The 14,133-nt window shown below is 60.9% G+C and carries 11 protein-coding genes; 2 read left to right on the top strand and 9 right to left on the bottom strand.

Annotation, left to right across the window (positions count from 1 at the left end; genetic code table 11):
• Window positions 1–21 precede the first annotated feature (21 nt).
• Together purH and JNJ45_01180 are read right to left on the bottom strand one after the other, a co-directional pair.
• A complete protein-coding gene (gene purH / locus JNJ45_01185; protein MBL8047271.1) occupies window positions 22–1,551 on the bottom strand; it encodes a bifunctional phosphoribosylaminoimidazolecarboxamide formyltransferase/IMP cyclohydrolase in 1,530 nt (509 codons plus the stop codon).
• A complete protein-coding gene (locus tag JNJ45_01180) occupies window positions 1,548–3,170 on the bottom strand; it encodes a hypothetical protein (protein ID MBL8047270.1) in 1,623 nt (540 codons plus the stop codon). Before JNJ45_01180 ends, purH begins: the two co-directional genes overlap by 4 nt.
• Before the next feature lie 48 nt (window positions 3,171–3,218).
• On the opposite strand from JNJ45_01180, the gene JNJ45_01175 reads away from it, so the two are divergent.
• Window positions 3,219–4,403 carry a hypothetical protein gene (locus tag JNJ45_01175; GenBank protein ID MBL8047269.1) on the top strand — a complete coding sequence of 395 codons (1,185 nt, stop codon included), beginning with the start codon at window positions 3,219–3,221 and terminating at the stop codon, window positions 4,401–4,403.
• Here the strand turns inward: JNJ45_01175 and JNJ45_01170 are convergent.
• From JNJ45_01170 to efp, 3 genes are all read right to left on the bottom strand, one after another.
• Window positions 4,377–4,940 (bottom strand): 5'-nucleotidase C-terminal domain-containing protein, encoded by a 564-nt coding sequence (locus JNJ45_01170; protein ID MBL8047268.1) that lies wholly within the window; start codon window positions 4,938–4,940, stop codon window positions 4,377–4,379. The genes JNJ45_01175 and JNJ45_01170 overlap by 27 nt on opposite strands.
• Window positions 4,941–5,069: 129 nt before the next feature.
• Complete coding sequence (gene rplK, locus JNJ45_01165; GenBank protein MBL8047267.1) at window positions 5,070–5,495, bottom strand: 50S ribosomal protein L11; 426 nt, start codon at window positions 5,493–5,495, stop codon at window positions 5,070–5,072.
• Window positions 5,496–5,582: 87 nt separating this feature from the next.
• Entirely contained in the window at window positions 5,583–6,155 is a 573-nt protein-coding gene (gene efp / locus JNJ45_01160) for an elongation factor P (protein ID MBL8047266.1), read from the bottom strand.
• A 70-nt stretch (window positions 6,156–6,225) separates the two neighbouring features.
• On the opposite strand from efp, the gene JNJ45_01155 reads away from it, so the two are divergent.
• Window positions 6,226–6,636: a hypothetical protein gene (locus tag JNJ45_01155; GenBank protein MBL8047265.1), complete on the top strand. Its 411-nt coding sequence runs from the start codon at window positions 6,226–6,228 to the stop codon at window positions 6,634–6,636.
• A 6-nt stretch (window positions 6,637–6,642) separates the two neighbouring features.
• Here JNJ45_01155 and JNJ45_01150 read toward each other — a convergent pair whose 3' ends face one another.
• The 4 genes from JNJ45_01150 to JNJ45_01135 form a co-directional block, all read right to left on the bottom strand.
• Window positions 6,643–7,626, bottom strand: coding sequence for a TIM barrel protein (locus JNJ45_01150; protein MBL8047264.1), 984 nt, complete (start codon window positions 7,624–7,626; stop codon window positions 6,643–6,645).
• Between the two features lie 2 nt (window positions 7,627–7,628).
• Window positions 7,629–10,685 (bottom strand): SEC-C domain-containing protein, encoded by a 3,057-nt coding sequence (locus JNJ45_01145; protein MBL8047263.1) that lies wholly within the window; start codon window positions 10,683–10,685, stop codon window positions 7,629–7,631.
• A gap of 78 nt (window positions 10,686–10,763) precedes the next feature.
• Complete coding sequence (locus JNJ45_01140) at window positions 10,764–11,048, bottom strand: hypothetical protein (protein MBL8047262.1); 285 nt, start codon at window positions 11,046–11,048, stop codon at window positions 10,764–10,766.
• A gap of 60 nt (window positions 11,049–11,108) precedes the next feature.
• Complete coding sequence (locus JNJ45_01135; GenBank protein MBL8047261.1) at window positions 11,109–14,123, bottom strand: hypothetical protein; 3,015 nt, start codon at window positions 14,121–14,123, stop codon at window positions 11,109–11,111.
• Between the last annotated feature and the right edge of the window lie 10 nt (window positions 14,124–14,133).

The following is a 14,133-nucleotide window of genomic DNA, read 5'->3' as shown; positions in this document are numbered from 1 at the left end:
CTCCTATTCTACTTCTAATTCTTAGTGTCGGAAGTGTCGATATCCAGTTAGAACCATGGCGATCCCTTTTTCGTTCGCCGCGGCAATGACATCGCCATCTTTCTTGCTTCCGCCGGGTTGGATAATCGCGCGGATTCCCGCCGCGGCCGCCGTCTCGATGCTATCCGGGAACGGGAAAAAGGCGTCGCTCGCAAGCACCGCGCCCCCAACCCGATCGCCCGCTTGCTCAATGGCGAGGCGCACGCTTTGCACGCGATTCATTTGACCGGCACCCACGCCGAGTAGGCGCTGCGCATCACCGACGACAATCGCGTTGCTTTTGACGTGCTTGACGATCCACCACATGAGGTGAAGCGCGTTCCATTCTTCGCCGGTTGGCTTGCTTTCGGTGACCAGTTCCCACCGGGTTTCTGGCTCTTCGTCGGCCTCTTGCACCAGCATGCCGCCGCGAATGCTGCGGTAGGTAAGGTCGCGTTCGTTGGTGGGGAGCGGCGCGGCGAGCAGACGAACGTCTTGCCCCCAGCCCGCGCGATTCTTGAAAATCTCCACCGCTTCTGGCGTGAAACTCGTGCCAATGACGACCTCCAGGAAGTTGCCTTTCGCCGTCATCGCCTCAGCGACGGCAAGGTCAATTTCGCCGTTAAATGCGGCGATCCCTCCGAACGCGCTGATCGGATCGCTCTTACGAGCCTCGGCGTAGCTGTCGGCGAAGTTGCCCATGATCGCCGCGCCGCACGGGTTGCCGTGCTTGATGATGGCGCATGCGCCCGGATCCAGGTCGGCCACAAGCTCCCAGGCGGCATCGCCATCAAGGATGTTGTTGTAGCCGAGCGGTTTGCCCCACAATTGCTCGGCTTGCGCGAGCCCCTTAGCGCCGAGCGTATCGACGTAGAACGCTCCCGCTTGGTGAGGGTTTTCTCCGTAGCGCATGCTCTCCTTGAGCTTCAGCCCGGTGGTCAGTTCGCTGGCAAACGTGTCGCCACCGAACACCCGCGTAAAGTACGTCGAGATTTTGGAATCGTAGTAGGCCGTGTGCCGAAACGCACTCGCCATGAGCTCGGGCCGGAGCTTCGCGACCGAGCCGTCGGCGATGGCCGCGAGCACGCGCTCGTAGTCGCTCGGGTTCACCACGACGGTGACGTGCTGAAAGTTCTTGCTGGCCGCGCGGATCATCGCCGGGCCGCCAATGTCAATGCTCTCGACCGCCTCGGCCAGCGTGTGCGGTTGGGTCACCGTGGCTTCAAACGCATACAGGTTCACGGCGAGAAGGTCAATCGGCTGAATCCCGGCTTCCGACATTTGGCTCACGTGATCGGCCTTGCTGACGTCACCAAGGAGACCGCCGTGAATCGCCGGGTGCAGCGTCTTGACGCGGCCTTCGAGCATCTCGGGGAAGTTGGTCACTTCGGCCACATCGGTCACCGTGAGACCCGCCTCACGAAGCGCGCGCGCGGTTCCGCCAGTGCTCAGAATCTCGTAGCCATGGTCAATGAGGCCGCGAGCGAACTCGACGACACCGGTTTTGTCAGTAACGGATAGCAGGGCTCTCATGCGGTGGGTTCAGTGGTTTTGGGCTTCTCGATCGGGGTGGAAGTCGGCGCCGTCTTGGGCTTGGTCGCGTCGTCATCGGCGGGCGAGACCGGGCCATCGGGCGTAGGCTTGGGTTCCACCGGCTTTTTGACCTTGACGCGGGTTGTCTCGACCACCTTGTTGCCCTCGGAGTCGAAGAGGGTGAGCGTGATGGTGGTGTTCTCCGAGGGCGAAAGCACCATGGTGCCGGTCGCGCTCACGGTTTTGGTCTCCTTGCCATCGCTGAGTTCGGCGCGGACGGTGCCCGTGCTCTGCCAATCGAGCGTAATGGACTCGCCAAGATTGATCTCCTTCTTGTCGATTTTGAAGGCGATGAGCTTGGCCAAAGTTTCTTTGAACACCGTGATTTTGGCGACCTTGCTCTGGGTGAGGCCATCCGACGATTCGGCCACCAGCGTGTATTCGATCTCGCCTTCTTGCGTGGCCGTGACCTGGATGGACTCGCGTTTCGGATCCAGAATTTGGCCGAGGGGCGCGAGGGTCGCGCGCGACACGTTCGGGCCGAGTTTGTACGTGATGGTCACGGTGCCGCCCTTGGGGCAACGCTCGGGGCTGGCCGAGAACTCAAGGATTTCGGGCGCGATGGCTTCCGGCTTGGGGTTCACGACGAGCTGCTGGCGGCGCTCATCGGATTGCTTGCCGTCAATCGCCCGGCCCACGACTTCGTAAGTCCCGGGATCGGCCATCGGAATCAGCACGAAACCGGTGCCGTCCAGGCTTCGCTTAACAACTTTGCCGTTGATCAGGACCTCGAATGCGGTCGCATGTTCTGACCGCCAATCCACGCGAAGCGATGCTCCGGCCGTGATCTGCGAATCCACAACGAGATCGAGCACCTTGGGCGGCTTGGGGAACGCGTAGAGCCAGGCACCTGCCAGGGTCAGCAATGCAACCCCACCGACGACGGTGCCCGGGGTGAGAGCGGCCCGTTCTTCGAGTTGCGCCTGCGAACTCGCCATGAGTCCCGGCAGCTCGGTGCTGCGCGCGGTGACCGAAAACCCGTGCAAACGCGCGGCCGTGACCAGCTTCTTTTTGCCCGATCCGGCGGTCATGCCGACGGTGCGTTGCTGACCGGGCGCGAGCGTCACGCGATCCATGTCGAATTCGAACACGCACTGATCGTCCACGTCCGTGGCGTAAAGCTGGATTGAGGCTTCCTGGTTCCCCAGATTCATCACCGTAAGTTCAAACTTGGCCTTGGGCTGGGTCGGGCTGACCGTCGCCTTCTTCGGGTTCACATCCACGTTGATGTTGTGGTACGGCTTGATCTCGAGAATTCCTTGCTGCTCGCGCGATTCGCCAGTCGCCAAGCTGCGCACACTGATGACGAAGGGATAGAGCCCAGCGCGGGAATCGGTTTCGCGCGGCATGCGCAAGAGGAGGCGTTCGGTGCGCGAGCCGGTCGGCTCGATCTCGAAACTTGGCACGGGAATCGCGACCCAAGTGGAGTCAATTCCCTTCACTGCAAGTTCAAAACTTTCGACCTCGTCGCCCTCGTGATTCACGGTCACCGAGAGCGGTTGGGCGTTGCCCGGTTCGACCGCGAGGTGGTCGGTGCTCAGGCTGATTCGAAAGCTCATGCGGGAGTATTTTAGCATTTTCACCAGGTGTTCCGATACAATCGAAGCATGATTGGACTCGCTTGGGTGCTTTTGGCGGGTTCAAATTTGGAGTTCACCACCGGCTACGCGGCGCTCACTCCGCCCGAGCCGCTGCCCCTGGGCGGCTACACCGAACGAAAGGGCGCAAACCTGCAGCCCGGCGGCGAAGAGTTGGGCGTGCGCGTTCTCGGCTTGCGGCAAGGTCGAACCATGTTTGTCGCCTCGTGCGATTTGCTCACCATCCCCGAGTCGTTGCGGGCGGCGGTGGCTGAGCGCCTCCCCGCTGGCACCACGCTGTTTCTCCACGCGACGCATACTCACTGCGCGCCAGATTCGCAGATGCTAAACGATCGGATGACGATCCCGATTCCCGGCATCGCGACGTTCCGAAAGCGCTGGATGACGTGGTACGCCGAGCGGATTGCGGCCTCGATTCTGGCCGCCGACAAAGGGTGGCAGCCCGTTCGGTCGGCCGAGGTGTTGACGTGGCGGATGGCGCGGAATCGGGGTCGCCGCAAGTTTGCCCAGCCCGACACCCTGGCGACCATGATTCAGCTGAATGGCCGCAACATCTGGTTCAACTACGCCGCTCATCCGGTGAACTACGACCCGACCGAGTTGCAAACTCGGCGCGATTGGCCCAGCGCGGTAGACGCTCAGATTATCTCGCAGGGCGCGCTCGGCGATGTCTCACCGGCAATGCCAGGCCCTACTCCCGAAGCTCGGATTCAGCAGTTTCGGCGGGACGTCCGCGGTGGGCTGGCACGAGCAAGTCGCGCCCCCCTTGACCTGAAGTTTGATATTTTTGACCAGCCATACGACTGCGCCAAACCGCAGCCTCACAAGAACTTTGCGAAAGAGTACGGCGTGACGCCGGAGCTGGCGCAAACGGTGGTGAACCGCTTCGCGCCGCCGCAAGGCCGAATCACCGGATTTCGCCTCGGCAAGCTCGCGGTGATTGGCGTCGGCGGCGAGCCCAGCGCCGAACTGGGCCGCCAGATTGCTCGGCAGGGCCGAGTGCTTGGATTCACTTGGACGCTCCCCGTCGCTCATGTGAACGGATGGATCGGTTATGTGCTTTCCCCGGAGGATTACGACCGAGGGGGATACGAGGCGAACCTCCAGTTGCACGGACGCGATTCGGGCACGCAAATGGTGGAGCGGGTAGCGCAGGCGTTGAACGCCTTAGCTCATCCGCCAGCGCGGCGCTGAGCCAGCGGCGGCTTTGCCCTTGACCACGGATTCGAGCGTGATGCCGTTGAGCGTCTTCTTGATCTGGTTCTTATCCCAGATGCGGAAGAAGCCGAGGCCCCCGCGTGCGAGTGTGGCCGGCATCGCAACTTGGTAGCTACGCTTATCGTCGAGGCGCTGGCCGCCCAAGTTGGCGAATTCCAGCCGAGCGTCCGGCGACGCCGACTTTTTGAAGCTCGCGTCCATGTTGCTCAGCTGCAAAAAGCTATCGTACGGACTTGGATACAGCGACACGGACTTGGCCAAGGCTTGGCGAATCTGTGAACCCTTGAGTTCGACGACCGCGATTTCGTCGGTCGGATAGCGGAGAAACGTGGCGAGGTCGCTGCTCTGGCCCTCCTTGATCATTCCGGCCGCGATGATGGCGGCTTCGGCTCCGGCGGCCTCACGAATGAGGTCGGCGATGTCTTGCGAGGGGCCGTGCGCTTCCTTATCCGGGTCGGCATAAGCCAATCCGAACCCACCAAGACAGGTTGCCAGGAGCAAAAGTGATCGCACGTTTTTCATTGTATAGACGGGTGAACTCGTCGAATGAGTCATCCCCGTTTATTGGAATTCCAAAGAAACTTTTGGGTTCAAAAAAGGGGAACATGGACCTAGTTCCACGTTCCCCTTCGGAAAGACCGATTAGTCTTCGATTTTGACGCCCATGGAACGGGCGGTACCGGCGAGAATGCGCATGGCCATTTCTTCGTCGTCGGTGTTGAAGTCTCGCATTTTGACCTTGGCGACTTCGCGGAGTTTGTCCTTGCTGAGGGTTCCGGCCTTGTCGGTCAGCGGGTTGCTGGCGCCCTTGTCGATGCCGGCGGCTCGCTTAATGAGGTCGCTCGAAAGCGGGGCCTTGACGATGAAGGAGTAGCTTCGGTCTTCGAAAACCGTGATTTCAACGGGAACCGTGTAGCCCATTTGCGGGGCGGTCATTTCGTTGAACTTCTTGAGAAATTCCATCATGTTGATCCCGGCTTGACCGAGTGCGGGTCCAACCGGGGGAGCGGGGGTTCCCTTCCCAGCCGCGATATTCAACTTGATAATGCTTGTGACTTTCTTTGCCATCGTTGTGATCCTATAAAGGTCGCACTAGAGGGAAGCTTAGGCGACAGAAGCGTGAGTATACCTCACGCCGCTGGCCCAGCCCTCGAATTACTTACGGTTGACGCGTTCCAGGTACGACTCGCTGCGCGTGTCCACCTTAATCACATCGCCTTCCTTGATGTGATACGGCACCTGGATGTTGGCGCCGGTTTCCAGCACCGCGTTCTTCATGCTGCTGCCGCTCACCGTGTCGCCCTTGTAGCCGGGGTCGCAGCTGGTGATTTCCAGCTCGACAAAGTTCGGCACTTCGTAGCCGATCGCGACGTCGTCCACCAGCATGCCCGTGACTTCCGCTTCTTCTTTGAGGAACTTCATGCCCGAGCCGAGCGCGGTGGCATCCACGGCGACCTGCTCGTAGGTGTCCATGTCCATCAGCGTCACTTCGTCGCCGGCCTTGTAGAGGTACTGAAACTTCTTCTTCTCCAGGTACGCCGAGTCAAACTTTTCGCCGGAGCGGAAAGTCTTTTCGATCGTCGAATCGTTCTTCAACCGGCGGAGCTTGGTGCGGACAAATGCGCCGCCCTTGCCTGGCTTGACATGCTGAAACTCAATGATCTGGTACACGTCGCCATCGATGTAGATCGCTAAGCCATTTTTGAAGTCGCTGGTATCAATTGCCATAGGAAGTTCGCCCCTAAGGGTACCCGAATCGAAACTTTTGACCGGCCAATTTCGTTTCCGAATGTGACCTATGCTGCGCCGACTCCTGCCGCTCGTACTCCTCACCGGATGCGCGTTCAACTCCTCGCCGTTTGTCGGCAAGTGGGAAGCGATCCTCGACGCCAACGAGAGTGTGCCGTTTATGCTGCGCGCGGCTCTAAAAACCCAGCTGCCCACCGTGCGCCTGAACATGGAGTTGCGGACCGACAAAACGTTCACCCTGAACCTGCCGGTAGTCGGCGAAGTCGCCGGCACGTGGAGCACCTTGCCGAGCGGCAACCTGGAGCTGAAGGTTTCGTCCGGCAAGAACGAGCAGATGCGCGGCTCGCTAGAGGGACTTCAGCTTAAGCCGAGCGACGACAACAAGAAGCTCACCCTCATCGCTCCGGAAGGCTCGATGATCGGCAGCCTGCTGCTCTTTACGCGCGCCGACGGAAAGTAGGCTCGCTTAGTCGCGAGCCCAAAACATCGGTCCGGCGGATTCGGTGATCACGGCTTGCTTGAGCGTGCCGATCGCGGCGCGGAGGCCTTCCATCGTGCTCATCAGCCCGTCTTCGTGCTCAATGCTCAGCACGTGGTCGTAGCCAAACGTGCGAAGCGTGCTCACAAAACTGCGCCACCACTCCACGCCATGCCCGAATCCGCACGAGCGGAACACCCACGAACGCGCATGGATGGCACCATACGATTTGGTGTCGAGGTTGCCGTTGCGACCGGAATTCAGCGGATCAATGGTTAGGTCCTTGGCGTGAACGTGGAAGACGGCTCGCTCTTCCAGCAATTCGCGCACCGCGAGTAGCGGGTCCACGCCTTGCCACCACAGGTGGCTGGGGTCGAAGTTCGCGCCGATCCAGCGGCCATTGTCGCCGAGCCCGCGGCGCAGCTTCAACAGCGTGTCGTTGTTGTAGACCACAAAACCGGGATGCATTTCGATGCCGAACTCCACCTCGTGCTGAGCGAGGAGCTTCGCCTGCTCGGACCAGTACGGCATGACGGATTGGTTCCACTGCCAATCCAAAATGTCGCGAAACTCGTCCGGCCAAGCGCAGGTCACCCAGTTCGGGTTTGTTGCGTTCGGACCATCGCCGGGGCAGCCGCTAAAGCCGTTGAGCTTGCGCACGCCGAGCGCGGCGGCAAGTTCGACGCCCTGAACAAACGCATCGTGGTGAGCCCGAGCGATTTCGCCGTTCGGGTGAATCGGGTTCCCGTGCACACTGATCGCCGAGATGCTCAGGCCGTGGTCGGCCAACTTGCCCAACAGACGGTCACGCGCCTCGCTGGAGCTCAGCAGTTCGTCCACGTTCAGGTGCGCGTTGCCGGGGTAGGCACCCGCCCCGATCTCCACGGCTTGCAGTCCTTCGGCAGCACAAATCTGCAAAGCCTCGTCCAGCGATTTATCGCCGAACAAGGCCAAAAACAGACCGAGTTTCACGCTTAGATCGTCCCCTTTTCGCGGAAGATCGCGTAGTGGCACGCTTTGAATTTCAAGCCGCTGCCGCACGGGCAGGTCTCGTTGCGACCGACGAACTTGGGGTCCACCGAATCCGGCCATTCGCCGGGCTTGCCTTCGCTGCTCGGCGGCGACGAAAGCGCGCCGAGGACTTCGGCGGCGGAGAGCGCTTCTTCCTCAGGGAACTCTTGCGGACGGCGCAGTTCGGCGCGGAACAACAGCTTTACCGACTCTTCGCGGATGTGGCGCAGGGTCGCTTGGAACAAGTCGTACGTTTCGCGCTTGTAGGCCACGAGCGGGTCCACTTGACCGTAGCCGCGCAAGCCGATGCCCTCGCGGATGTAGTCGAGCATCTGCAAGTGGTCTTGCCACTGGTCGTTCACAACCTGCAGCATCACGCGCTGAGCCAGGAGCTTGAAGTCGTCCTCGCCCATGCTCGCCTCGCGCTTGGCCATCGCGTCGTGAGCGATGTCGGTGACGGCTTGGATCAGTTCCTCGCCGGTGCCGTGTTGCTCCAGTTCGTTAATGGTCGCGTAGTCCACGAGCGGGAACAGCGTGTTCAGCTCTTCGTACATGTACTCCCAGTTGAACACGACGCGGCCGTCTTCATCCACCGAATTGGCGTTGACGACGGTTTCGCGGACCAGGCTATCCAGCCCTTCCTTGATGTCCTCGCGAGTATCGCGGCCCAGCAGAACTTCGCGGCGGACGCCGTAAATGTGCTCGCGCTGCGAGTTCAACACGTCGTCGTACTCCAGAACGTTCTTACGCGCTTCGAAGAAGTGCGACTCGATGCGTTCTTGGGTCTTGCGGATCATGCTGGAGAGGAAGCCAGCCTTGACTTCTTCCATCGGCGGCCACAGCTTGAGGGTCGGATTCTCCAGCATCTTCTGGTTGAAAATCTTCCAGAGTTGGTCTTCCAAGCTCACGTAGAATCGGCTTTCGCCCGGATCGCCTTGACGGCCCGATCGCCCGCGCAACTGGTTATCAATGCGGCGGCTCTCGTGGCGCTCGGTCCCGAGGATGTAAAGACCACCCAGGGCACGAACTTCGTCGGCGAGACCGCGACGCTCTTGGTCGTCCAGCGGAAGCGGCGGCGCGGCGCGTTCGACACCACCACGGCGGAAACTTGCAAACGTGTTGGCGTACTGCTCGGCGAACTTGTTGCCATCGCGCTGCTCTTCTTCTTGAGCTTGCTTGATGACATCGTCGGCGACGCGACCGCCAAGCAAGATGTCCACCCCGCGACCGGCCATGTTGGTGGCGATGGTCAGCGCGCCCTTGCGGCCCGCCTCACTAATGATCAACGCTTCGCGTTCGTGATACTTCGCGTTCAACACGTTGTGCGGAATCCCGTGCTTGAGGGCTTCGTCAAAGTACTCGCGGTTAGCGTCCGTGAACCCGTGCTTCTTGCTGAAGTACGTCCAGTGGTCGGCGTTCAGAGCGTCGCCGCTGAACCCGGCTTGGGCGCAAACCGCGCTCAGCGTGTCTCGCGAGATTTCGGCGAGCGGCATGTTAACCACTTCTTCGGCGGCCTTAAGCGCGGCGCGGTCGCCCTTCTTTTCTTCCTTGAAATCGTACAGCCGAGTCGCGAGGAGCAGGCGTTGAAGCATGTCCGGCGTCAGTCGCTCGGAGACGACTTCCGTCATTTCGATCGAGCGGGTCCCGACGAGCACCGGTTGTTGCTTGACGTACAGGCGCATGAGTTCGTTGGCGATGCCGCGCATCTTGCCCTCGAGCGTCTTGTAGATCACGTCGTCGTGGTCCACGCGTTGACTATCGCGGTGGGTCGGAATCGTGACGACATCGAGGCCGTAAATCTTGCGGAATTCGTCTTCTTCGGTCTTCGCCGTACCGGTCATCCCGGCCAGCTTTCCGTAAAGGCGGAAGAGGTTTTGGAACGTAATGACAGCCACCGTTTGGCTTTCGCGTTGCACCTGCACGCCTTCCTTGGCTTCCAAGGCTTGGTGCAGGCCATCGCTGTAGCGGCGACCGTGCATGATGCGCCCGGTGTTCTCGTCGACAATGGCGACCTCGTTGCCGCGAACGACGTAGTCCACGTCGCGTTGGAACAGGGCGTGCGCCTTGAGACACGCGTTTACGTGGTGGAAAATCCGCGGGTCGCTGGCGATGTTCGGCAGGTTCAGCTGCTCTTCCACATAGTCCATGCCCTCTTCGGTGAGGCTGGCCGAGTGGTTCTTCTTGTCGGCGGTGTAGTGAAGCTCGTTTTGCAGGGTCTTCACCACCTCGTTGACCATCTTGTATTGGCTGACATCTTCGCTCGACGCGCCGCTGATGATGTGCGGCGTGCGCGCTTCGTCCACGAGGATCGAGTCGACTTCGTCGATGATCGCGTAGTTGAGATCGCTCATGCTGAGCTGATCCATCTCGTAAGCCATGTTGTCGCGAAGGTAATCGAATCCGAACTCGTGGTTGGTGCCGTAAGTCACGTCGCACAGGTAAGCCTCGCGGCGACTGCACGGGCGCAGGCGCGCATAGCGCGGGTCTTCGTCCACATACTCGGGATCGTATATGTAGCTACCGCCACGCTCGTCGTTTTCATCGGACTGGCCTTGAACAACCCCGACGCTCACGCCGAGGAAGTTGTAGATCGGGCCCATCCAAGCCGCGTCGCGACGGGCGAGGTAGTCGTTGGCCGTGACGAGGTGCGCGCCCTTGCCGCCGAGCGAATTGAGATACAGCGGAGCAACGGCGACGAGGGTCTTCCCTTCACCGGTGCGCATTTCCGAGATGCGGCCCTGGTGCAGGACCATGCCGCCGACCAGTTGCACGTCGAAGTGGCGCATGTGCAGCAATCGCTTCGATACTTCGCGGACCACCGCGAAGGCTTCGGGCAGCATGTCGTCCAGGCTGGTACCGCTGGCGAGCATGTCTTTGAAGTGCTGGGTTTTGCCGCGCAGAGCTTCGTCGCTGAGCGTGGACACCGCTTCTTCGAGGCCGTTGATAAGCTCGACCGTGGGCAGCAGCGCACGGACGTCCTTATCGGAACTGTCGAACATCTTTCGTAAAAACTTAATCATGGTTGGAAGGTGGACCCTTGGGTCACGGGAACGGGCCGTAGCAAAACGCTACTGCCGAGCGGCAAAACCGGGTGGGGTTTAGGCCGATAAGGGTCCGGCGCGAGTTCGGGTGAACACGCGCGGAGCGGCGACGATCGCCGGGGCGCTGACTCGCCAGCGCAAGTTGGAACTTGCGACCGACTTGGTCGGCGCGGTTTGCGGCTGGGCCGCGGTTTCTTGGTCTTGCCAAACTTGGCAAACCAACGCGATTTCGCGCGCGAAGGCGCTTTGTGCGAGGGCTCGTTCAACGGCTCGCGCCGACGCATCCCCAGCAAGGGATCCGTGGAGCAAAAACAGCACCAGGGCGGGCAGGAAGTTGAACATTAAACGCTTAACTTCATTATAGACGCCCAGCCCCGTTGCCGTAGTCCTCGCCGCGAAAAATTAGAAGCGAGGAGTGGTCACCGACTTGCGGACACTGAACCGAGTGACGCTACCCGCGCCGGTGCCGATGGCCCCCGCCACGCGCACCCGAGTGCCGTTTACGCTGGTCGTGGCGCTCACCGGATTGTCGTTGATAAACGCTTGGCCTAGCTTAAACCCGCTCGGGAGCTTAAAGTAGATTTCGGCGTTCACCGCGTTGCCCGTGATGTTTTGCACTTCCACCGTGAGCGTGCTCGCGCTGTTAGCGACCTTCACGTTCATGCGGTGTTGGCCAAGGCGCACGTTGCGGAACGTGGCGGTTGGCCAGGCGCTCGGCAATTTGGGCGAGATCCGCAAGGTGTTACCGGCGGCATCGGGGCGGTAATCCAGGAACGCCATCAGCGAATCCACGAAGGTGGACATGGATTCCCATGCGTTCGGCCACGCGGCCTGCAGCTTGAATCCGGAGTACAGCTCGCTGTTGTTCGGCGCAATCTGCTCAGCGCCAAATCCGGCCGGACCGAGTCGCTGAATCAGCAGGTCGAGTTTGGTCTTGTGACCATCCACGTCGGTGAATCCGGCCACTTCGTCGGCGCGCTCCATTTGGGCGAGGCCGTACCACATGGTCGAAAGGAACCAGGGGCCGCCGTTCCAATAGGTATCGCCAAAGTAGCGATCGACGAGGCCGTTCCACTCGCCAGACGTGCGCACGAGCGGCTTGATATTCCCCCAGCGATCGCCTTCGGTGCCGTTCATGCGGTTGAAGATTTTCACCATCTTCGGATTGCTTGCGGTCAGGACGTTGAACGGATAGATCAATCCGAGCTGCGAGATGTCGGTGTTTTCGCCATTCCAATCCAGGCGGCCATTAATGCCTCCCAGAATGCTGGCGGCGCGACCATTGAAGGTGCTCTGATCGGTCACCGCGCCCTGGGTACCGGCGATCCACGCGGCATCCACCAAGCCCTTGTAAACGTTCGCGTTTGAGTACAGGAAGTCGTCGAAGCTATCTTCCCACACGTTCATCGAGTTCATCAAATTGTTCGGATCATCGAAGAATAGACGCGAGTCGATACTGGAATCTTGGCTGCTAGCGAAGCCCGCGTCGCGGACCATCGGCCAGTTTTGCGAGAGCACGCTGCCTTCGCCAGTGACCTCGTATTGGTAGCGAACGGCCCACGGCACGACCGAGGTCTCGTCCACCTGCGGCGCGCTCCAAATGATGTAGCCGTCGGTGGTGTACTTTTGGTACCAGAAGCCCTTGCCGCCCCAGGTTTCGTTGGCGCGGTAGGTCACCTCGCGGAGCCAGCGCAACACCTCGCTCGATTCGAACGAGTGCCCGGCGCGGGCGAGCGTCACCGCCGCATAAGCCGCGTCGCGCGGCCACACGTAGGGGTACGCGCCGTTGTGGTAGCCAGCCACCACGCCGCCATTTTTGGCGTCGAAGTGGATCATCGTGCCGAGCAATCCGCGCTTAAACAGATTGGTGTAAGTCGGCGCGCTCGGCACTTCCATCGTCGTGCCGCTCGCCAGCCAGTTCTGCCAATACGTGTTGGTGGCGTTTTGCACGGAGTTCATGCTGTTGGCCATGAACCAATCAACCACCGGCGCGAGTTGGAAATCGTAGGTACCAGTGGCGTTGCCGAAGCTATCAAATCCGCCGGCGACGAGCACGTCGACCTCGACCGTGGCGCCCGCGGCGATGTTGATCGTCGAAGCCATCCAGCCTTGACCGGCGTCGTTACTGGTTTCGCGCCAGTTGTCGGTGGCCGTCGCGCCCGAGGAGCCTCCGACCGAGCCAAGCACCTTCATCGTCGTCGCGAAGTACACACTGACATTCTTGGTGTAATCGCTAAACGTGGTCGGGTTGTATTCGCCGCTCGCTGCCGCTTGGCGCGGAGTGATGTCGCGCGCGACCATGACCTTGCGCGTGTTGTCCCAGTAGACGTCGTCGAAGTTGTCGCCGCCGTTAATCGCCCAGTCGGCATAGTAGTAGAACGTGGCGCGGCGAGTGCTGCTGCCGGTGTTGGTGACCAGGTAGCGCTTGACAAACATCCCCCGCTGAGGCGTGCCGCCCAGGTCGTTGGGGAACGTGATGCCGGCGGGCATGAAGTCGTATTGCTGGACTGTGAGGTCCTTACCGGTGAGCGTGGTGCTGCCCGCGACCGTGTTGGAATCGCCCTGGTAGCCCTGGCTCACGTTGGAATAGCCGACGCCGTTTTGATTGCTCAGCCAGTAGGTGGTGCCGTCCACGCGGAGACCCGCCATGGCTTGGTTGAGGTGCATTTGACCGCGATTGCCGAGCGGCAGTCCGGGCGGGAACGTGTCGAGTCCGCCGACGTAGCCCTCGTTCTTGGTGCCGACGCCATTGACGCCGCCGGGGGTCGGGAAGTACACGTCGTAGAGCGTCCCGTTTTGGTCCACCATGGCCGCGCCGTAGTTGTTGCCGACCATGGCTTCTTCTTTCCAAAAGCTCACAGGCGGATAGCCAACTTGCGGGTTTGGCGATCCGGCGCCCGCGCCCGGCCAAGCCGCCTTCACAAGGTACTGGTAGTCGGTGGGCAGGTTGCTGCAGCCACCGCCCGAGCAGCCGTAGTTGTTCGAGAAAATTTCGGGTCCGCCGCCACTGGCCCAGGCTCCGATGCGGTAGTTGATGACCTGACCGGCTTCGCGGGTGCCCGCCGGAAGGGTGACCTTCCACCAATCTTGGTTGCCGCCGCCACTGCCTTCGTTGCGGACAAAGGTGGGTCGGACGACTTGGGTTGCGCCGCTACCAACGCCTCGCGATCCGCCCGGGAAGGTGCCGTTGGTGGTGTAGTATATGGCGACGTCGCTGTAGTAGAAGCTGTATCCGATCTTAACCCAGAGGGTGACGGCGTCGCCGTCGCGCGGGACCGATGGGCTGCGCATGGTGGTTCCGCTGGCCTCGCCAAACACCTGGTTCGCCGGGATGTGCTCCACAAACTCGGGCGTCGCTTGCACCAAGGTCGCGGCCAAACATATCAGGCCCAGGAGCATAAATCGGAGAGTTTTCATGAGGATATTC

Origin of the sequence: Chthonomonas sp. (assembly GCA_016788425.1) — a bacterium.
GTDB lineage: Bacteria > Armatimonadota > Fimbriimonadia > Fimbriimonadales > Fimbriimonadaceae > JAEURQ01.
This window is presented reverse-complemented; position numbering and strand designations above follow the sequence as displayed.